The 19,604-nt window shown below is 75.9% G+C and carries 16 protein-coding genes and 1 pseudogene; 7 read left to right on the top strand and 10 right to left on the bottom strand.

Annotated features, from left to right (window positions below; genetic code table 11):
* Positions 1 to 30: 30 nt before the first annotated feature.
* Positions 31 to 1,116, top strand: coding sequence for a GGDEF domain-containing protein (locus ACI784_RS07795; protein WP_457013045.1), 1,086 nt, complete (start codon positions 31 to 33; stop codon positions 1,114 to 1,116).
* Here the strand turns inward: ACI784_RS07795 and ACI784_RS07790 are convergent.
* The gene (locus ACI784_RS07790; protein ID WP_457013044.1) at positions 1,103 to 2,224 is read right to left on the bottom strand and encodes an NAD(P)/FAD-dependent oxidoreductase; all 1,122 of its coding nucleotides are present in this window, start codon (positions 2,222 to 2,224) and stop codon (positions 1,103 to 1,105) included. The two genes, ACI784_RS07795 and ACI784_RS07790, sit on opposite strands and share 14 nt — an antisense overlap.
* A gap of 174 nt (positions 2,225 to 2,398) precedes the next feature.
* Complete coding sequence (locus ACI784_RS07785) at positions 2,399 to 2,968, bottom strand: LOG family protein (protein ID WP_456922747.1); 570 nt, start codon at positions 2,966 to 2,968, stop codon at positions 2,399 to 2,401.
* A gap of 89 nt (positions 2,969 to 3,057) precedes the next feature.
* On the opposite strand from ACI784_RS07785, the gene ACI784_RS07780 reads away from it, so the two are divergent.
* On the top strand, positions 3,058 to 3,531 hold the full coding sequence (locus ACI784_RS07780) for an NUDIX domain-containing protein (protein WP_457013043.1): 474 nt from the start codon (positions 3,058 to 3,060) through the stop codon (positions 3,529 to 3,531).
* Positions 3,532 to 3,542: 11 nt separating this feature from the next.
* Here ACI784_RS07780 and ACI784_RS07775 read toward each other — a convergent pair whose 3' ends face one another.
* Positions 3,543 to 4,334 carry an endonuclease/exonuclease/phosphatase family protein gene (locus ACI784_RS07775; RefSeq protein ID WP_457013042.1) on the bottom strand — a complete coding sequence of 264 codons (792 nt, stop codon included), beginning with the start codon at positions 4,332 to 4,334 and terminating at the stop codon, positions 3,543 to 3,545.
* A 93-nt stretch (positions 4,335 to 4,427) separates the two neighbouring features.
* On the opposite strand from ACI784_RS07775, the gene ACI784_RS07770 reads away from it, so the two are divergent.
* From ACI784_RS07770 to ACI784_RS07755, 4 genes are all read left to right on the top strand, one after another.
* The gene (locus tag ACI784_RS07770) at positions 4,428 to 5,402 is read left to right on the top strand and encodes a hypothetical protein (protein ID WP_457013041.1); all 975 of its coding nucleotides are present in this window, start codon (positions 4,428 to 4,430) and stop codon (positions 5,400 to 5,402) included.
* 32 nt (positions 5,403 to 5,434) lie between these two features.
* Complete coding sequence (locus ACI784_RS07765; RefSeq protein ID WP_456922743.1) at positions 5,435 to 6,322, top strand: 1,4-dihydroxy-2-naphthoyl-CoA synthase; 888 nt, start codon at positions 5,435 to 5,437, stop codon at positions 6,320 to 6,322.
* A 92-nt stretch (positions 6,323 to 6,414) separates the two neighbouring features.
* Positions 6,415 to 6,747 (top strand): hypothetical protein, encoded by a 333-nt coding sequence (locus ACI784_RS07760; protein ID WP_456922742.1) that lies wholly within the window; start codon positions 6,415 to 6,417, stop codon positions 6,745 to 6,747.
* Between the two features lie 144 nt (positions 6,748 to 6,891).
* Positions 6,892 to 7,485, top strand: a complete 594-nt coding sequence (locus tag ACI784_RS07755; protein WP_456922741.1) for a TetR-like C-terminal domain-containing protein — start codon at positions 6,892 to 6,894, stop codon at positions 7,483 to 7,485.
* Between the two features lie 15 nt (positions 7,486 to 7,500).
* Here ACI784_RS07755 and ACI784_RS07750 read toward each other — a convergent pair whose 3' ends face one another.
* The 7 genes from ACI784_RS07750 to ACI784_RS07720 form a co-directional block, all read right to left on the bottom strand.
* Positions 7,501 to 8,196 carry a TetR/AcrR family transcriptional regulator gene (locus ACI784_RS07750; protein WP_457013040.1) on the bottom strand — a complete coding sequence of 232 codons (696 nt, stop codon included), beginning with the start codon at positions 8,194 to 8,196 and terminating at the stop codon, positions 7,501 to 7,503.
* Between the two features lie 46 nt (positions 8,197 to 8,242).
* Positions 8,243 to 8,701: a DUF5946 family protein gene (locus ACI784_RS07745; RefSeq protein ID WP_456922739.1), complete on the bottom strand. Its 459-nt coding sequence runs from the start codon at positions 8,699 to 8,701 to the stop codon at positions 8,243 to 8,245.
* Positions 8,702 to 8,827: 126 nt separating this feature from the next.
* Positions 8,828 to 9,820: a glucosyl-3-phosphoglycerate synthase gene (locus ACI784_RS07740; protein ID WP_456922738.1), complete on the bottom strand. Its 993-nt coding sequence runs from the start codon at positions 9,818 to 9,820 to the stop codon at positions 8,828 to 8,830.
* Positions 9,821 to 9,905: 85 nt separating this feature from the next.
* On the bottom strand, positions 9,906 to 12,056 hold the full coding sequence (locus tag ACI784_RS07735; protein ID WP_457013039.1) for a phage holin family protein: 2,151 nt from the start codon (positions 12,054 to 12,056) through the stop codon (positions 9,906 to 9,908).
* The gene (locus tag ACI784_RS07730) at positions 12,053 to 12,682 is read right to left on the bottom strand and encodes a DedA family protein (RefSeq protein ID WP_456922736.1); all 630 of its coding nucleotides are present in this window, start codon (positions 12,680 to 12,682) and stop codon (positions 12,053 to 12,055) included. The genes ACI784_RS07735 and ACI784_RS07730 overlap by 4 nt, the downstream gene beginning before the upstream one ends.
* Positions 12,679 to 13,488: an MBL fold metallo-hydrolase gene (locus ACI784_RS07725; protein WP_457013038.1), complete on the bottom strand. Its 810-nt coding sequence runs from the start codon at positions 13,486 to 13,488 to the stop codon at positions 12,679 to 12,681. The genes ACI784_RS07730 and ACI784_RS07725 overlap by 4 nt, the downstream gene beginning before the upstream one ends.
* Positions 13,489 to 13,553: 65 nt before the next feature.
* On the bottom strand, positions 13,554 to 16,148 hold the full coding sequence (locus ACI784_RS07720; protein WP_457013037.1) for a putative bifunctional diguanylate cyclase/phosphodiesterase: 2,595 nt from the start codon (positions 16,146 to 16,148) through the stop codon (positions 13,554 to 13,556).
* A 156-nt stretch (positions 16,149 to 16,304) separates the two neighbouring features.
* Between ACI784_RS07720 and fdh the strand changes: the two are divergent.
* Positions 16,305 to 19,601, top strand: a pseudogene (gene fdh, locus ACI784_RS07715) (formate dehydrogenase).
* Positions 19,602 to 19,604: the final 3 nt, after the last annotated feature.

Here is a 19,604-nt window from a genome sequence, read left to right as displayed (position 1 = left end):
CCCGGGCTGCTCCCCCCGAAGGGGCAGCGGGTGCTCCAGCCGGCCGGCGCCCGGGCCGATGCGAGGGGTGTGCAGATCCCCGCCGCGCTCCGGGCCCGCGAGCCCCGTGCCGCCGCCCGCACCGCCGCTGTCGTGCTGGCGGTGTGCGCGGCCATGCTGGGCGTGGTCGCGCTCGTCGGTCCGCTCGGGGCCGGCGACGCCAGCCGGGGCGTGGTCGTCTGCTGCGTGGCCGGGCTGGGCATCGCCGCGGCGGCCTTCACGTGGATCCCCCCGCAGCAGCTGGACCGCGTGGGCGCGTTCCTCGGCCTGACCGTCGTCGGCGTCACCGTGCTGGCCGCGCTCAGCCTCTCCTCGGGCAGCTCCTCCACGCGCGCCCAGGCGTTCCTGGCCTTCGTCGTCGTCTACGCGGGCTTCCACCTGCGCCCGACGTCTGCCGTGGTGACGACGGTGGTCGCGGTGCTGGGCGGCGGGGTCGTGCTGCTGCACGAGGACGAGCTCCGGGTGGCGCTGACCGATCTCCTCTTCCTCGGCGCGATGCTCGCGGTGGTCGGCGGGCTGCTCACGCGGGCGATGAGCGCCCACGACCGGATGGTCGCGGCGCTGCAGCAGCAGGCCGATGTCGACGCGCTCACCGGGCTGGTCACGCGTCGGGTCCTCGACGAGGCGCTGGACGTCGAGCTGTCGGGCGGCTGCCCCGGCGACGGGTCGGCGCTGGTGCTGGTCGACGTCGACTCGTTCAAGCAGGTCAACGACGTGCACGGGCACCCGGTCGGCGACGACGCCCTGGTGCACCTGGCCGGGATCCTCAGCCGGCAGGTGCGCAGCGGCGACGCCGTCGTCAGCCGGCTGGGCGGCGACGAGCTGGCGGTCCTGCTGCGCGGGTGCGCTCCGGAGGTCGCCGTCCGGCGTGCCGAGGAGCTGCTCGAGGCGGTGCGGGCCGCGCCGCTCCCGCTCCCGGACGGCGGGCTGCTGGCCCTGTCGGTGAGCGTGGGCGTGGCGCACGCGCCGCGGCACGCCGTCCGCATGCGGGAGCTCTACGCCGCAGCCGACGCGGCGCTGTACCGCGCCAAGCGGGACGGCCGCGGCCGGGTCGAGGTCGCGGTCAGCGTCTCCTGAGGGTCAGCCGGCCCGTGGTGGCCGCGAGCGTGCGCGGCGTCAGCCGGCCGGAGGCCAGCCCGAGCTCCACCACGTCGTCGAACACCCGCTGGTCGGCCGCGGCCGCGCGGAACGCGGCGTCCATCACCGCGGGCCAGCGGCTCAGCTGCGACGCCAGGCGGGTGGAGCGCAGGTGTGCGGCGAGCCGGCGGTGCAGCATGCTGCGGTAGCGCACGCCGGCGTCCGGCCCCGCGGCCGCCGCGCACCCGGCCAGCGCTCCGGAGGCGACGGCGTAGAAGATGCCCTCCCCGGTCAGCGGGTTGACCAGCGAGGCGGCGTCCCCGGCCAGGAGCACCCGGCCGTCGGGCTGCCGCGGCCGGCCGGTGGACAGCGGCAGCCGGTGCGCCCGCAGCGGGCCCGGCTCCACCCCCGGCAGCAGCCGGTGCAGCCCCGCGACGAGGTCGGCCCGGGTCGCCCCGCCCGACACCAGCTCGCCGTAGCCCACGTTGGCGCGGCCGTCGCCGATCGGGAACGACCACGCGTACGCCGGCCACCGCTGCCCCGTCGTCACCAGGGCCAGCGTGCCGGGGGAGCCCGGCGGCTCGGGCGCGTAGCCGCGGATCGCCACGGCCAGCCGGTCGGCGGGGTTGCTGCCCAGGCCCAGCGCCCGGCGGACGACGGACTCCGCGCCGTCGGCCGCGACCAGCACCGACGCCCGCAGCGCGCCGTCCACGGTCACGCCGTCGGCGTCCGCCTGCACGGCGCGCACGGTGCGCCGCCGGAACCGCGCCCCGCGGGCCAGCGCCGCCGCCAGCAGCCGGCCGTCCAGCACCGCCCGGGGGACGACGTGCGACGGGCGGGCGGTCGCGCGCTCGACCGTGACGCCGCCGGGGGAGCGCAGGGCCAGGCAGGGCACCGGCGGGTACCCGTCGACGACGGCGGCGCGGTCCACCCCGAGCGCGGCGAGGACGTCGAGCGCCTCGGGGGCCACGCCGTCGCCGCAGACCTTGTCGCGGGGGAAGTCGGCCCGGTCGAGCACCAGCACCGACGCCCCGGTGCGCAGCGCGGCCAGCGCGGCCGCCGACCCCGCCGGACCGCCACCGACCACGACGACGTCCCACCGCTCCACGGCGCCGACGCTAGGCCGACCGCGCCCGCCCCGCTCCCGGACCGGGCCCGCGGGCACCTGCTGCTGCGCGACCCACGGCTCTGAGTGCACGTGCACTCGGAGCCGTGCCTTCCGAGGACCAGGTGCGCCCAGGCCCGAGCTGCGTGGGGCGCCAGGTCACCAGGCGGGGTCCCGTCACGGCGGGGTGGGGGTCCACTTCCGGGTCGGGTGCTCGTACGCCGAGACGAACGCGAGCAGGCCGGCCGCATCGGTGACCACGCCGAGCGCCTCCAACCGGCGAGCGGCCAGGTAGCCGTCGTCGACCATGCGGCGCAGCTGGGTGAGCAGCGGCTGCCAGAAGCCGTCGACGTCGACGAGCACGACGGGCTTGGCGTGCAGGCCGAGCATCCCCCAGGTCCAGGCCTCGAACAGCTCCTCGAGCGTGCCGGCGGCGCCGGGCAGGGCGACGAAGGCGTCGGCGAGCTCGGCCATCCGCGCCTTGCGCTCGTGCATCGAGTCGACGACCTCCAGCTGTGGCAGGCCGGGGTGCGCCAGCTCGTCGTCCACCAGGTGCTGGGGGATGACGCCGACCACCTCACCGCCGGCGGCCAGGGCGGCGTCGGCGACGACGCCCATCAGCCCGACGTGGCCACCGCCGTAGACGATGCCCACGCCGGCGCGGGCCAGGTCCGCGGCGAGGTCGGCGGCTGCCTGCTGGTGGGACGGTGGTCCGTCCTGGGACCCGGTGAAGACGGCGACGCGCACGCCCGCGAGCCTGTCACGCCCTCTCCGGGGGGAGTGCCGAGGGCGCGTCCTCCGCGCCCCTCCCGCTCCGCACCGGGTTCACTGGGGGCGTGTTCTCCTCCACCGACGGCTGGGTGACGTGCTCGTTCGGGCACCGGCACTGGGGGCTGCTCGGTGCGGCCGGGCTGCTGGTGCACCGCGCCGGCGTCGACGGGACCGAGCTGTTGCTCCAGCACCGGGCGGCCTGGTCGCACCACGGCGGCACGTGGGGCACCCCGGGGGGCGCGCTGCACGCCGGCGAGTCCCCGCAGCGCGGCGCGCTGCGGGAGGTGAGGGAGGAGCTGGGCCTGCTGCCCCACGACCTCGAGCTGGGCGCCGTCTCCGTCGACGACCACGGCGGCTGGTCGTACACGACCGTGCTGGCCCGGCCGGTCCGCAGCATCGAGCCCGGCGACCTGCGGCTGGACGGCGAGAGCGACGGCGTGGCGTGGGTCCCGCTCGACGAGCTCGCCGCGTTCCCGCTGCACCCCGGCTTCGAGGCCTCGCTGACCCGCCTGCACGACCTGCTGGTGCCGCCCCGGTAGCCCGGGCCGCATCAGGTCGGCGACACGGTGACGGTCAGCGCGCGGTGGTCGCCGACCGGGAGCACCGTCGCCGCGCCGTCGCGCCCGCGCACGCCGTCCCCGACCGCCAGCAGGTGGTCCAGCTGCAGCCGCGGGTCGGTGACCGGGAAGGTCGGCGTGCGCACCAGCGCGGTCGCGCCCAGCAGGCGGGCGGGCAGCTGCCCGGGCAGGTTGAGGTCCCCGGCCAGGACGACGGGCCCGGGCATCGCCGCCGTCCACGCGCGCAGCCGCCGCAGCTGGCGCACGGCGGTGTGCGGGGCGAAGGAGAGGTGCGTCGCGACGACGGTCACGGCGTCCAGCCGCGCGGCGACGGCGATCCGCGGCTCGTCCGGGATCCACCAGCGCCGGCCGTCGGGGCCCCGCATCGGCAGCCGGGCCCGCCCGCTGCCCAGGCCCAGCACCGACCACTGCCGCACCGGCAGCCGGCTGAGCAGCGCGATCCCGTAGACGGGGCCGTCGGGGGCGTCGTCCGGACCGCGCAGGGCGGGCACGGCCGGCGTCCAGCTGCGGAACGGGTCCGGCGTGCCGACGACGGTCGCCGCGCCGCGCCAGTGCGGGGCGCCCAGCCCGTCGGCGAGGGCGGCGGCCTGGTCGGTGCGGGCGGAGCGGGGCTGACCGGTGTCGACCTCCTGGACCGCGAGCACGTCGACGTCGAGCCCGGCCACGGCCGCGCGCAGCGCGTCCCGGTCGAGCACCGTGCCGGCCGCGCCGCGCCCCGAGGAGATGTTCGCGGTGCCGATCCGCACGGCGGTCGGCTCGGTCACGTCCCGACGCTACCGGCCGGTGCTCGACGTGCCACTGCGTGCGTGCCCGCTTACGTTGGGCACCGCAGTCCGCCCGCCAGGAGGAGCCCACCGGTGTACCGCCGTCCCCGCCACCTCGCCGAGCCCGCCGCACCGGCCCACGCGGCCACGTCGGGGCGGTGGTCGGTGGCCGTCCGCGCCCACGCGCCGCTGACGCTCCTGTTCCTGTCCGGGTTCCTGCTCACCGCGGCCCTCGTCATGATCGTGACCGCCCCGGCGCCCGGTTCGGACCGGGACACGCGCGCCTCGGCCTGGTCGATCGGGGAGCCGGAGGGGGTGGGGAGGTCGGGCATCGGCACGTCAGCCCGGGTCTCGGGCACCCCCACCACCCCGGGGCTCGACGCCGCGGGCAGCGCGGTGGGCGCCGGGTCGCTGGTCACCGGCCTGCTCCCCGAGGGCTCCGGCGCCGGGGGCGCCCCTGCGACGGGCACGGACCCGGCGGAGACGACGGCGGCCGCCGACGTGCCGCCGGCGGCCGTGGCTGCAGGGACGACGGCGTCCGGCACGGCGCCCTCGGCTCCCGGCAGCTCGGTGCCCGGCACCGCGGCTCCCCGCAGTTCGGTTCCCGGCGCCGCGGCGGCGGTCCCCGGCACGACGGCCCCGGCCCCGGCACCGGCACCGGCACCGGCCCCGGCACCGGCACCGGCACCGGCCCCGGGGACGGCGGTCACGACGGCGCCCGGCGCGGCCCCCTCCGCCGGAGGGGGCGGGCCGGTGGTGCGCAGCACGCCCGCACCGCAGCCCGAGCGGCCGGGGCGTGGCGGGCCCACCGGCGGCTCGACCGAGCGGCCGGGGCGTGGCGGGTCGACCGGCGGTGGCGCGGGCGGCACGTCGTCCGGCAGCGCGCCGTCCAGCGGCGGGTCGACCGGCGGGCGCGGCGGCGGGCCGCTCGACGACGTCGGTGGCGCGGTCGGCGGGGTGACCGAGGGTGCGGGCAGCGCCGTCGGCGACGTGGCGGACGGCGCCGGTGGCGTGGTGGGGGGCGCCGCCGACGGCGCGAGCGACCTCGTCGGCGGGCTCCTCCCCTGAGGGCGTTCCACGGCGCGCACTAGGTTCGGGGGATGACCGCCCGGAACGACGTCTCGGAGATCTTCGACAGCGCCGCGTGGCAGCCGGTCGAGGGCTTCGACTTCGCCGACCTGACCTACCACCGGGCCGTCGACGCGGGTGTGGTCCGCATCGCGTTCGACCGGCCGGAGGTGCGCAACGCCTTCCGCCCCCAGACGGTCGACGAGCTGATCACCGCGCTGGAGCACGCCCGGCTGTCCACCGACGTGGGGTGCGTGATCCTCACCGGCAACGGCCCGAGCCCCAGGGACGGCGGCTGGGCGTTCTGCTCCGGGGGCGACCAGCGGGTGCGCGGCCGGTACGGGTACGAGCACGCGGCCGGGTCCAGCGGCCGGCTGCACGTGCTCGAGGCCCAGCGGCTGATCCGCTTCATGCCCAAGGTCGTCATCTGCGTCGTCCCGGGCTGGGCCGCGGGTGGCGGGCACAGCCTGCACGTCGTCTCCGACCTCACGCTGGCCAGCGCCGAGCACGCCCGGTTCAAGCAGACCGACGCCGACGTCGGCAGCTTCGACGGCGGCTTCGGCTCGGCGTACCTGGCCCGGCAGGTCGGCCAGAAGTTCGCCCGCGAGATCTTCTTCCTCGGCGACGAGTACTCCGCCGAGGACGCCCACCGGATGGGCATGGTCAACAAGGTCGTCCCGCACGCCGAGCTGGAGGCGACGGCGCTGGACTGGGGACGGCGGATCGTCGCGAAGAGCCCCACCGCCCAGCGGATGCTCAAGTACTCGTTCAACCTGATCGACGACGGCCTGGTCGGCCAGCAGCTGTTCGCCGGTGAGACCACCCGTCTGGCGTACATGGCCGAGGAGGCCGTGGAGGGGCGGGACGCCTTCCTGGAGAAGCGCGATCCCGACTTCTCCCGTTTCCCCTGGCACGTTTAGGCGTCTCGCTGGACGCCAACGGTACCGGCGTCGTGGCCCCTTCCGGGTCCCGGCGCGAGCTTGCGAGGGCTGGGGAGAAGGGGGTCCTTCTGGTGATCGTCGAGGTGGTGGGCGGCGTCGACGAGGTGCCCGAGGTGAAGGTCGTCGACGTCGACGACCTGACGAGGCTGCACCTGGCGCTGGGTGCGGTGACCGACGAGGAGGCCGACCGGGTGCTGCGCGACGCGGGGCTGGGCCGGCTGCAGGACGCCGAGACCGGGTTCCTCGACGTCGCGGCGCTGCGGGCCGCCGCCGAGCCGCAGGCCGGCGCCGCGGACTGGGCGCAGCAGTGGGACGGGATGGTCGCCTACGCCGAGCGCAAGGGCTGGCTGGCCGACGACGGCGCGAGCCTTCAGGTGCACGTGGAGAGCGCTGCAGGCGCCTGACAGGGCGAACGCGAGGCCGTTCGCTTCGCGCACAAGGTTGAGAGTCTCAAGAAAAACCAGGGGACTTCGTGCTCTGGTCATTGTGGTGACTCCAATGAGCGTCCACGATGTCGCGGTGAACTCCACCTGTGAACGGGGCGCAGCGTGACGGGAACCCCGGGGCGCCCTCTCAGCGCTGAACTGTCCGACCAGCTGCTGTCGGTCGCCGTCGACATCCTCGCTGAGGAGGGCTGGGGAAAGCTCAACAGCGATCGCGTCGCCGCCCGCGCCCGAGCGGGGAAGGCCGGCATCTACCGGCGCTGGCCCACCATGGCGGCCATGGCCCGCCACGCGGTGGGCCGGTTCACCCTCGTGCGGGTGCCCCCGGACACGGGCTCCCTCCGGGACGACCTGACCGGCCTGGTCGACCGCTGGCGGCGGCCGCTGGACCGCGAGGAGCGGGCCACGGCCAGCCTGGTCGGGGCCGCCCGGCACGACGAGGACCTGCGGGCCGGCCTGGACGACGCGCTGGTCCGGCCGCTGGCGGCGGCGGTGGCCACCCTCGGTGCCCGTCAGGCCGAGCGCGGGGACGAGGTGTCCGAGGCGCGCCTGGCCCTGCTCGGGTCGGTGCTCGAGGCCTTCTGGTGGCAGCGGTTCACCTCGGGTGACGGCGTCATGACCACCGAGCAGCTGCAGCGGGTGGTCGACGAGGTGCTGCTGCCCATCCTGCAGCCCTCCCGCGAGGACGCCACCGTCTGACCCGGCGCCGGCCGGTCAGCCGGTGCGGCTCAGCAGCGGCGCGGCCGGCGTCGCCGGGATCGCACGGACCAGGCCGGAGAACACGCGGTCGGCGACGGCGCGGGCCGCGGCGGCGCCGCGCTCCCTGCGGTGGGGGCAGTCCCCGGCGATCTCGCCGGCGGTGCGGCGCTGCTCCCGGATCATCGTGCGGACGGCGGCCAGCCACACCGAGGCGGTGATCGACGCGACGGTGCAGGGATCGGCGGCGATCTGCGGGGCGCCGCCGTCGGACTCCCAGGCCTCCTGCAGGGCCTCGGCGAGCAGTGCCATCGACCGGTGGTGCAGCTCGCGCTCGAAGGTGCGCAGCGAGGGGGAGGCCTCCAGGGTGGCCACGAAGGCGCGGCCGTCGTCGGTGGTCAGGTACCGGACCTGCAGGTCCACGCGGTCGGTGAGGTACTCGTGCAGCGCCTCCAGGGGGGCGACGCCGGCCGGCCGTGCCCGGACCGCCTCGGCGGGGCCGGCCACCCACTCGGCGTGGCCGTCGAAGAACAGCTCCTCCTTGGTGGAGAAGTGGTTGAACACCGTCTGCACCGCGACGTCGGCGGTCGCGGCGACGTCGGCGATGGTGACGGCCTCGAAGCCGCGCTCGGCGAAGAGCCCTTGGGCGGTCTGCCGGATGTGGGCCCTGGTCTGTGCCTTCTTGCGGGCGCGCCGGCCGTTGAGCTCACTCACCGTGCGAGGGTAGCTGCGCTGAGTAGGCGCAGCTGGGTGTGCGGCGTCACGCGGCCGCCCCGTCGCGGGCCCAGTCGGCGACGACGGCCCGCGCCCACGCCTCGACCAGCACGGACAGGTCGATGACGTCGAGGTCGGCGGCGACATCGGCGATCGTGGTGCGCCACGCCGGGGGCGGACCGGCGTCCGCGGGGCCGGGTCGGTCGCCGAGCCGGGCGGCCAGGCTCTCCAGGCGCTCCCGCAGCGCCCGCGGGTCGCCGTGCGGGTGCTGGAGGACGTAGGCGTCGTCGGCCAGCGCGACGGTGCCCGCGGCCCCCGGATCGGCGGCCGCCTCCTCCCGCACCCCGCGCAGTGTCTCCTCGAACAGCCGGGCGCAGGCCGCGGTCGGACCGGCCTCGGCGAGCTGGTCGCCCGGGGGCAGGGCGAGGACCGACCCGCAGCCTGGGCAGCGGACGGTCGTGGGGTCCTGGCCGGGCGGGGAGCCGGAGAGCCGCGGGGAGGACATGCCCCGATCGTGCCGCACCCCGCGGGCACCCGCCCCGACGACCTCAGCCGACGACGTCCACGGGTCGGCTTCCGCCGCCGGTCCGCTCCTCGCTCGCCGGCGCTCGCTGCGATGCTCCCGTCGGCGTCAGCCGACGACGTCGGCGTGCGGCGCGCGGTACTCGGGCACGGTCACCATGGGCGGCCGCTCGTCGACGGCGACCGGGGTGCTGTGCGGCACGAAGCCGGACCCGTCGTGCCGGAACTGGGTGAGCAGGCCGCCGGCGTCGTCCCGGAGCGAGGCCGGTCCGCGCTGGCCCGCCCGGGAGAGCACGGTGGACACCACCTGCCCGGCCATCCGCCCGAGCGCCTCCTGGCTCTGCGAGGTGTGCCGCCGTACGCCGAGGTCCACCTGGGCGAGCGCGCCGAGCCCGGACAGCGCGAGCAGGTCGACCAGCAGGCCGACCTCCACCCCGTAGCCCGAGACGAACGGCACCTGCTCCAGCACCGACCGCCTCCCGGCGTACTCCCCGCCGAGCGGCTGCACGAACCCGGCCAGTTCCGGCCACAGTGCGTTGAGCAGCGGGCGCGCGGTCAGCTCGGTGACCCGTCCGCCGCCGGCGGGGACGGTGCCGCCGACGACCTCCAGCGGCCGGGTGTAGCAGCCCTTGACGTAGTCGACCTGCGGCTCGGTGAGCAGCGGCGCGAGCAGGCCGGGCACGTAGTGGGTGACGTCGCCGAGCAGGTCGGCGTCGAGGAAGACGACGAGGTCGCCGGTGGTGGCGGCCAGCGACTTCCACAGCGCCTCGCCCTTGCCGGGGCGGGTGCCGTGGGCGGGCAGCACGTCGGCGCTGGCGACGACGTCGGCGCCGGCCGCCCGGGCCACGCGGGCCGTGGCGTCGGTGGAGTCGGAGTCGACCACGAGCACCTCGTCCACCAGCGGCGTCCTCAGGACCCAGTGCTCGCGCAGGTCGGTGACCAGCCGGCCGACCGTGGCCTCCTCGTCGCGCGCGGGGAGGACGACGCTGACCCGGTGCCGGCCGCGGCGCTTGGCGCGCAGCAGGGCGGGCAGGTCCAGGGCGTCCAGGGACGGTGCGGAGGTCGTGCGGTGCTGGAACCAGGCGCGCGCGTCGGGTCTCATCGTCCTACCTTCCGGGACGCTGTCGGCCGGGCGCCACGCGCCGCGACGGTGTTCACGCGCACGTCATCCACTGTCCCGCCGACCGTCACACCTCCGCGCGGGAGGGGTGCAGCGCGGTCGCGCTCAGCGGCCCGACGGCCGCGGCGTCCAGCGGCGGCTCGGGGTGGCCCAGGTCGGTCAGCCAGCCGCGGAAGAGGCGGTGCAGGGCCTCGGCGCCCACGATCTCGCCCGGCGGCCGGAACGCCTTCGGGTGCATGAGGAACCCGTGCTGCTGCGCGCCGCCGAGCCCGCCGTGCGAGCCGACGTGCGGCTCGAACGCCGAGGCCTCGTCGGTGTCGGGGTCGTAGCGGCTGTTGATGACGACGTCGGCGCAGTGCGGGAACGTCGACGCCCGGGCGACCAGCCGGGCCGCGTGCTCGCCGTAGGGCGTGAGCGGGTCCTCGCCGATGACCAGCCCCGCCGCGAGCCGGTGCACGCCGTCGCGGCCGAGCACGACCGGCCCGTACTCCTCGGAGTGCACGAGCAGGAAGCCGACGCCGTCGTGGTCGACCAGTCCCGGCAGCAGCCCCGGCCAGTGCCGCTCGATCTCCTCCAGCGAGACCCGGCCCGGGATGTCGGCGAAGGACACCATCGCGGTGTGGCCGGAGACGGCGACGACGACGCCCGGCGCGACCCGCGGCGCGCCGCCCACGCGGTCGGCGGGCAGCTCGTGGGAGTGCGGCATGCCCTCGGCCCGCTCGACCCGCTTCCGCAGCCGGCGGGCGATCGGGCCGCCCTCGGCCAGCGCGGCCCCGACCTGCCAGCCCTCGGTGAGCCGGCGGCTGTCCCGCGGGCCGGTCAGGTGCGGCTCGGGCAGGCCGTGCGCGCCGCCGCAGAGCCGGCCCACGAGCTGCTCGATGGACTCCCCGAAGCGTGCGGTGAACGCCTGGCCCTGGGTCTGCCCGTGGTCGGACAGGCACACCAGGTGGTACTCCCGCGGCGCGAGCTGGGCCGCGCGGTGCAGCCGGCCGATCTGCTGGTCGATGCTGCGCAGGACGGCCAGGCTGTCGGCCCGCTCCAGCCCGGCGTGGTGGGCGGCCTCGTCGTAGCCGAGGAAGTCCGCGTAGGCGACGGGGCGGCCGGCCAGCATGTCCTCCAGCAGCGCGAAGACGACGACGTCGCGGGCGATGACCGTCGTCCCCGGGCGGGCCAGGGGGTAGATGCCGCCGCGGGACACGCGGGGCCGGACGTCGTCTCGGCGTTCCCGGGCGGCGGCGACCAGCTCGCGCTGGATGTCGACGGCCGAGACCGCGATCGTGCGCAGCGCGTTCACCGGGCTGGCGAAGTAGGCGTAGTAGCCCGAGCCGACCCGGTCGCGGGCCTGGCGGGGACGGCGGCTGGCGGCAGGGACGACGTGCGCCAGCGAGCTCATCGTCAGGCTCACGTGCGCGGCGTCCCCGGTGAACAGGTTGCCGCGGCTGGCCCCGCCGCCGGAGAGCAGCCCGCGGCCGTCGGAGTGCGCACGCTCGATCTCGGCGGCGTCGACCGGGGAGGAGACGCGCACGATCCGGTCGCGTTCCTTGTCGTACCAGCGGAAGCCGGGGACGTCGTGGTTGGAGCCGTGCAGGATGCCGCAGACGGCCGCGCCGGTCTGGGAGCTCCAGTCGGTGTGCCAGGAGGTCAGCGTGTGGCTGCCCTCGCGCAGCCAGGCGGCCAGGTTCGGCATCGACCCGTCGCGGACGGCGCGGCGGGCGGTGTCGAACGACAGCGCGTCGATCTGGAGGAAGAGGACGCCGGGCGGGCGCGGGCCGCCCTCCGTCGTCGCCCGTGCACGGCGGCGGGCGCGACGGAAGAACAGTTCGTCCTCGTCGATGGCCAGCACGCTGCTGACCACGCCGGAGACGGCGGCCATGCCGATGCCGACCCACACCGCGGTGCGCAGGTTCTCGACGACCACGCCGGGGACGAGGAACGACAGCCCCAGCACCGCGGCGCCCAGCAGCAGGAAGCTGCCCAGCCCGAGGGTGAAGAAGGCCAGGGGCAGGGCGATCCGCATGACCAGGGGCCACACGACCGCGGTGAGCAGGCCGAGCAGCAGCGCGATGACCGGCGGCTGCCACCACGAGGTCATCGTGAAGTCGCCGAGCCAGTCGTCGAGGGCGACCAGCGCCCCGGTCGTGGCGGCCCAGGTGAGCAGCACGCGGGCCGGCGTCCGGCCGCGCTGGAGGACCCGGCCGGAGGGGACGGGACGGCTCATGCCTGCCGGCACTGGGTGGGCTCGACCGGCTGCTCCTCGGGCGGCGCCGGCTTGCGGCGGCGCGCGCTCACGAGGTTGAGCAGCGCACCGACGACGAGCACGAGCACGGTGGCCAGCAGGACGGCGGTGAGCGGCGAGTCGAAGATGCCCCCGCTGGCCACGCCGAGCAGCGCGTAGGCCACGGCCCAGAGGAACGCGGCCAGGAGCGAGGCCGGCAGCAGCCGCCGCCACGGGTAGGCCAGGGCGCCGGCGGCCAGCAGCACCGGGATCCGGCCGGCGGGCAGCAGCCGGCCGACGACGACGATCTGCCAGCCGTGCCGCCGGAACTGGTCGCGGACCTCCTCGATCCGGTCCGCGTGCTGCCCGCGGGACACCCAGCGCACCGCCGCCGGCCCGCCGGACCGGCAGATCGCGAAGGTGACGACGTCACCGGTCCACGCCGCGAGGGTGGCCACGAGGACGACCAGCGGCAGGTTGAGCCCGTGCGCGGTGACGGCGAACGCGGCGCCCGCGCCGACGACCGCGCCGGTGGGCACCACGGGCACGATCGAGCCGAGCAGCACGCCGCCGAACAGCACCGGGTAGCCGATCGCCGACCCGTCGGTCCACGCGGCGAGCGCGCTCACGTCGTCCCCGTCGGGGTGGGGAGCACGACCGGCCGCCCGGGCTCGGTGAGCGCCACGTGCGTGGCCAGCCCGCGGGCGGCCACGGCGGCGGCGAAGGAGCGCGGCGGCTGGCTCAGCAGCGGGCGCATCCGGCTGCGCATGCCGGGCAGGGTCAGGGAACCGGGCAGCGCGAGGGTGCCCCAGTGCACCGGGACGGCGATCCGGGGCCGCAGCCGCGCGGTGGCCTCGGCCGCGCCGTCCGGGTCGAGGTGGCCCGGGCCGAGCGACGGCCCCCAGCCCCACACCGGCAGCACCGCGACGTCGAGGCCGCGGCCGCCCAGCAGGTGCATCTCGTCGAACAGGTCGGTGTCGCCGCTGACGTAGACCGTCTGCCCGGCGCCTTCGACCAGGTGGCCGACGGCCTCGGTGTCGGGGCCGTGGGTGAGCCGCGGCCCCCAGCGGTGGCCGGCGTGGTCGGCGGGGACGGCGGTGACCCGCAGCCCGCCGTGGGCGAACCCCTCGCCCGGCAGCAGCTCCACCACGTGCCGGAACCCCCGCGAGCGCAGCCACTCGCCGGCGCCGCGCGGGACGGCGATGCGCACGTCGGGCCCGAGCAGCCGCAGCGAGGGGAGGTGCAGGTGGTCGCCGTGCAGGTGGCTGACCAGCACGAGGTCGACGCCGGCCCAGGTGCTCGGGTCGGGAACAGGCACCACGCGGCGCAGCGGGCCGACGCGGCCGGTGAGCAGGGGATCGGTCAGCACGGTGTGCCCGGCCAGCTCGACGCGCACCGTCGAGTGGCCGAGGAAGTGCATCTCCAGGCTCCCCACGCGGCCAGTATCGACCTCCCCGGTGACAGCCCGGGACAGGTTTCCCCCTTCCGGGAACACCCGGATCAGCGGCCGGCACCCACCGTCGGCAGGCCGGTCGGCCACCGGCCCGCGGCCAGCTGGGGGACCTCCAGCGGGCGGGACAGCGCGAACCCCTGCAGGTAGCGGTGGCCCATGTCCCGCAGCAGCGCGGCCTCGGCGTCGCCCTCGACGCCCTCCACCACGACCGGCAGGCCGAGGCTCGCGCCCAGCTGGAGGACGGCCCGGCACAGCGCCTGCCGCTGCTGGTCGTGCTCGACGCCGGCGAGGAACTGCCGGTCCATCTTGAGGACGTCGACCGGCAGGCCCACCAGGTACGCCAGCGACGACCACCCGGTGCCGAAGTCGTCGACGGCGACCCGGATGCCCATCTGCCGCAGCGTCTGGAGCTCCTCCACCACCGCCTCGTCGTCGAGCAGCATCGACTCGGTCAGCTCGAGGCACAGCCGCCGGGCCGGGAGCCCGCTGGCGTCGAGCGCGGCCAGGACGTCGGCGGCCAGCGAGCCGCCGTGCAGCTGCCGGGCCGACACGTTGACCGCCACCGCGAGCTCGGGGCCGGGCAGCGCGGCGACGGTGGTGCACGCCTCGGCCAGCACCCACCGGCCGAGCTCGGTGATCAGGGCGGACTCCTCGGCGAGCGGCACGAACTCCGCGGGGGACACCTCTCCGAACACCGGGTGCCGCCAGCGCAGCAGCGCCTCGACGGTCACGGTGCGCTGCAGGACGAGGTCGACGACCGGCTGGAACACCAGGCGCAACTCGCCGCGGTCGCGGGCGCCGGCCAGGTCGGCGCGCAGGGCCTCCCGACGGTCGCGCTGCTGCCGCACGGCGTCGTCGTACCGGCGCACCTGGCCGGGGCCCGCGGCGCACCGGGCGAGGTCGGCGTGGCGCAGGGCCTCACCGGGGTCGAGGTCGTCGGGCAGGGCGGCGACGCCCGCGGCGGGACGCAGGTCGGGGCCCGCGACGGCCACGAGACGGGCGGCGAGCACCTCGGCGTCGGCGACGCTGCCGGAGGCGAGGACGACGAAGTCGCCGTCCTTGGTGCGGGCCGGCCAGTCCTCGGTGCGCAGCACGCGGGTCAGCCGGGCGGTGAGCGCGCGCAGGGCGGCGTCGGCGTCCTCGGCCGGCAGGGCGGCCAGGCCCGGGACGCCGAGCAGCGCCAGCGCCCGCGGCCGCCCGCACGCCTCCCGCCGCACCGCGGCCACCCGCCGGACCAGCGCCGTCCGGTTGGGCAGGCCGGTGGCCGGGTCGGCGAGGCGGAGCTCCGCCAGCGACGGGTCGCCGTCGGTGCCGGGCACGGTGCCGGTCACGTCGCGGCAGTAGAGGACCAGCGCCCCGACGTCGGGGTCCTCCCGCAGGTCGGCCACGGTGGCCTGGATCAGTCGCCAGCTGCCGTCGGCGTGCCGGACCCGCGCGATCCGGACCACCGAGCCGGGCACCGGACCGGTCAGGGCGGCGAAGAGGGCCGGGGCGTCGGCGTGGTGGACGACGTCGGCGATGGGCCGGCCGACTGCGGAGTCCGGGTCGCGGCCGAGCAGTCCGCGGAGGGCCTGCGAGGCGAAGCTGACCCGCAGCCGGCCGTCGAGGATCACGACCGGGTCGGCGCTGCTGCGCACGAGGGTGCGGAAGTAGGACTCGCTGCGCAGCAGGTCGGTGGTGAGCCGCCGCTGGGTCCGCCACATCACGGTCTGGTGTGCCAGCACGGCCCCGAGCCCGATGACGCCGAGCACGGTGCCGTGCGCGTCCGCCGTCCCGGTCACGGAGATCTGCAGCAGCAGCATCGAGCCCGCGACCAGGGCCATGGCGTGCGGCAGCAGACCGCTCGCGGCCCCGGTCGCGCGTTCCCGGGGTTCGCAGGTGGTCGTCGTCCCTCGCCGGACGTCGGCCCGGCAGGCCAGGCAGAGCACGACGAGCGTCAGCACGGTGGCCGGCCGCACCCACGCCATCAGGGCCTCCGAGGACGTGCCCCATGCGAGGACCCGGAGGACACCGGCGCCGGCGGTCAGCCCGTGGGACACCAGCAGCAGGGCGGCGACCCGTGCGCGCTCCGGGCCCGTGGTGCCGGCGAAGAGCAGCGCGGCCGCCGTGCTCGACGCCAGCACCACGGGGACGACCGTCACGGCGACCCCGAGCAGCCCGGCCTCCCCGTGCGCCGGTACCAGGTGCAGGACCACGTGGAGGGCCAGGAGGGTCGCCACGAAGAACAGCGTCGACGTCGTGACCAGCCGGGCCCGGTCGGTGCTCCGGCAGCACCGGTCGCGCAGCCGGAGGAGGGCGAGGATCGTCAGGAGGCTGCCGGGCAGGACGCCGAGCACCGAGCTCGCAGGCTGTCCGGTGACCACCTCCACCGAGATCCCGCCGGCGACGCACGTGGCGGTCGCGGCCGCGTACCACCTCCAGCCCGACGGTGCGGCACTGCACCCGGCCCGCAGGAGCAGGTACAGGCACGCGGACACGGCCGTGGCCAGCCCCGACGCCTGCTCCAGAGCCGGAGGGCCCGCCACGGAGGTGACGACCGCGACCACGGCGAGGGTGACCACCACGCGCAGGCCGGTGCGGCCGCGCAGGGGCCGGGGCGCCAGGACGGCGGCCGGCCCGTGGAGGGCGCGTGCGGAGGTCATGGCCCTGGTATCGGAGCGGCTCCGGCAACCCTGGAGGCGGCTCCGCGCCGGGTCACCCGGAAGGGGCGGCGACGCCGGGCGGGCGGCGGTGCCGGGCCGGTGACCTGGGACGCGACGGGCCCCGATGCGCCGGATCGCCCCGGTGGTGGCAGAGTCCTGGGGGTGAAGACCTGGCTAGACGCGTGGCCGGTGTTCCGGCAGCTGACCGGCCCGGACCCGCTGGGACGCGGCAGGGCGGCCCGCAGCAAGGGCACCGAGAACGTGGTGAGCCGCACGGCCACCGCCGACCGTGTCGTGCAGAGCGTCTGCCCGTACTGCGCGGTCGGCTGCGCGCAGCGGATCTACGTGAAGGACGAGCAGATCGTCCAGATCGAGGGCGACCCCGACTCGCCGATCAGCCGCGGCCGGCTGTGCCCCAAGGGCAGCGCGAGCAAGCAGCTGGTCACGAGCCCGACCCGGGTCACCACGGTCAAGTACCGCCGCCCGTTCGGGACGGAGTGGGAGGACCTCGACCTCGACACGGCGATGGAGATGATCGCCGACCGCGTTCTCGAGAGCCGCCGCAAGGGCTGGCAGGACACCGCGGACGGCAGGCGCGTCAACCGCACCATGGGAGTAGCGAGCCTCGGAGGGGCGACCCTCGACAACGAGGAGAACTACCTCATGAAGAAGCTCTACAGCGCCCTCGGCGCGATCCAGATCGAGAACCAGGCGCGCATATAGCACTCCGCCACGGTCCCCGGTCTGGGGACCTCGTTCGGACGTGGCGGCGCCACGAACACCCTGGAAGACCTCGCGAACTCCGACTGCATCGTCATCGAGGGTTCGAACATGGCCGAGTGCCACCCGGTGGGCTTCCAGTGGGTCACCGAGGCCAAGGCGCGCGGGGCGAAGATCGTGCACATCGACCCGCGCTTCACGCGGACCAGTGCGATCGCCGACCTGCACGTGCCGCTGCGCATCGGCACCGACATCGCGTTCCTCGGCGGGCTGATCAGGTACGTGCTCGACAACGAGCTGTACTTCAAGGAGTACGTCGCGGCCTACACCAACGCCGCGGCGCTGGTGGGTGAGGAGTTCGTCGACTCCGAGGACCTCGACGGCATCTTCTCCGGTTTCGACCCGGCCAACCGCACCTACGACGAGTCCAGCTGGCAGTACGAGCCCGAGGAGCCGCCGCACGCCTCCTCCGACGACCCGGCCCAGGCGGCCGAGCAGAAGCAGGCCGAGCAGCACCCCGACGTCAAGAAGTCCGACCGCGCCCAGGCGGCCGGCAGCGGCGGGCCCCCGATCCCGGCGAAGCCGAAGCGGGACGAGACGCTGCAGCACCCGCGGTGCGTCTTCCAGATCCTCAAGCGGCACTTCGACCGCTACACGCCGGAGATGGTGGCCGAGGTCTGCGGCGTCGAGCCGGAGGTCTTCCTCCAGGTCGCCCGGTGGATCACCGAGAACAGCGGCCGCGAGCGGACGACGGCGTGGGTGTACTCGGTGGGCTGGACGCAGCACAGCGTCGGCGCGCAGTACATCCGCACGGCGTCGATCCTGCAGACGCTGCTGGGCAACATCGGCCGTCCCGGCGGCGGGATCATGGCGCTGCGCGGGCACGCCAGCATCCAGGGCTCGACCGACGTCCCGACTCTGTTCAACCTGCTGCCCGGCTACCTGCCGATGCCGCACGCCCTCCAGCACCAGACGCTGGACGACTACGTGGCCGACGCCGCCGGCAAGGCGGGGTTCTGGGGCAACAAGCGGGCCTACACGGTCAGCCTGCTCAAGGCCTGGTTCGGGGACGCCGCCCAGCCGGAGAACGACTTCTGCTTCGACCACCTGCCCAAGATCGACGGCGACCACAGCTCGTACCAGACGATCGCCGCGATGATCCGGGGCGAGGTCTCCGGCTACTTCCTGGTCGGGGAGAACCCGGTGGTGGGCCACCCGAACAGCCGGATGAACCGGTTCGGGCTGGCCAATCTCGACTGGCTGGTGGTCCGCGACCTGCAGATGATCGAGTCGGCGACCTTCTGGAACCAGGCGCCCGAGATCGAGACCGGCGAGCTGGCGCCGGAGACGATCGGCACCGAGGTGTTCTTCATGCCCGCGGCGACGCACGCGGAGAAGGAGGGCACCTTCACCCAGACCCAGCGGGTGCTGCAGTGGCGGCACAAGGCGGTCGAGCCGCCGGGCGACGCCCGCAGCGACCTGTGGTTCTACTACCACCTGGGCCGCATCCTGCGGGAACGCCTGGCCGACTCCACCGACCCGCGGGACCGCCCGCTGCTCGACCTCACCTGGGACTACCCGCTCGAGGGCGAGACGCAGGACCCGAGCGCCGCGGCGGTGCTGCGCGAGATCAACGGCACCGGCCCCGACGGGCGGGCGCTGTCGTCCTACATGCAGATGACCGACGACGGCTCCACCACCGGCGGCTGCTGGATCTACTGCGGCGTCTACGCCGACGAGGTGAACCAGTCCGCCCGCAAGAAGTCGCACCGCGACCAGGGGCCGGTCCCGTCCGAGTGGGGCTGGGCGTGGCCGCTGAACCGCCGCGTGCTCTACAACCGTGCCTCGGCCGACCCGGAGGGCCGGCCGTGGAGCGAGCGCAAGAAGTACGTCTGGTGGGACGAGGAGGCCGGCCGCTGGACCGGGGACGACGTCCCCGACTTCGAGGCGACCAAGCGGCCGGACTACGTGCCGCCGGAGGGCGCGCGGGCGCAGGACGCGATCGCCGGGACCGACCCGTTCGTCATGCAGGGCGACGGCAAGGCCTGGCTGTTCGCCCCCGCGGGGCTGGTCGACGGGCCGCTGCCGACGCACTACGAGCCGGCGGAGTCCGTCGTCGAGAACGGGCTGTACAAGCAGCAGGCGAACCCGACGGTGGAGTACATCGAGGGGCCGTGGAACCGGGGCAACCCGACGCGCAGCGACGTCTTCCCGTTCCAGGTGACCACCTACCGGCTCACCGAGCACCACACGGCCGGGGGGATGAGCCGCACGCTGCCCTACCTCGCCGAGCTCCAGCCGGAGTTCTTCGTCGAGGTGAGCCCGCAGCTGGCCGAGCTGCGCGGGCTGGCCAACGGCGAGTACGCCACGCTGGTCAGCGCCCGGACGGCGGTGGAGGCCAAGGTGCTGGTCACCGAGCGGATGCGGCCCATCCGGCTGCGGGACGGCACGGTCGTGCACCAGATCGGGATGCCGTACCACTGGTCCTACAGCGGCATCTCCACCGGCGACGCCGCCAACGACCTGCTCGGCATCGTGCTCGACCCGAACACGCACATCCAGGAGTCCAAGGCGAGCACCTGCGACATCCGGCCGGGACGCCGTCCCCGCGGGCCGGAGCTGCTGGAGCTCGTGGAGTCCTACCGACGGCGGGCCGGCGTGGCCTCCGGGCGGGTGGGCCTCAACGGCCGCGACCCGGTCGAGGCCTCCGCGGGGGAGGGGTCCACGCAGTGACCA

It is taken from the genome of Geodermatophilus sp. SYSU D01186 (assembly GCF_054050215.1).
The sequence above is the reverse complement of the archived record's forward strand: the minus strand, read 5'-3'. Positions and strand labels throughout refer to the sequence as shown.

Bases quoted from the DNA above. Each gene is read 5' to 3' on its own strand.
- ACI784_RS07765 (WP_456922743.1), top strand. From the start codon at position 5,435: ATGACCGCCCGGAACGACGTCTCGGAGATCTTCGACAGCGCCGCGTGG.
- ACI784_RS07745 (WP_456922739.1), bottom strand. From the start codon at position 8,701: ATGTCCTCCCCGCGGCTCTCCGGCTCCCCGCCCGGCCAGGACCCCACG.
- ACI784_RS07740 (WP_456922738.1), bottom strand. From the start codon at position 9,820: ATGAGACCCGACGCGCGCGCCTGGTTCCAGCACCGCACGACCTCCGCA.
- ACI784_RS07735 (WP_457013039.1), bottom strand. From the start codon at position 12,056: ATGAGCCGTCCCGTCCCCTCCGGCCGGGTCCTCCAGCGCGGCCGGACG.
- ACI784_RS07720 (WP_457013037.1), bottom strand. From the start codon at position 16,148: ATGACCTCCGCACGCGCCCTCCACGGGCCGGCCGCCGTCCTGGCGCCC.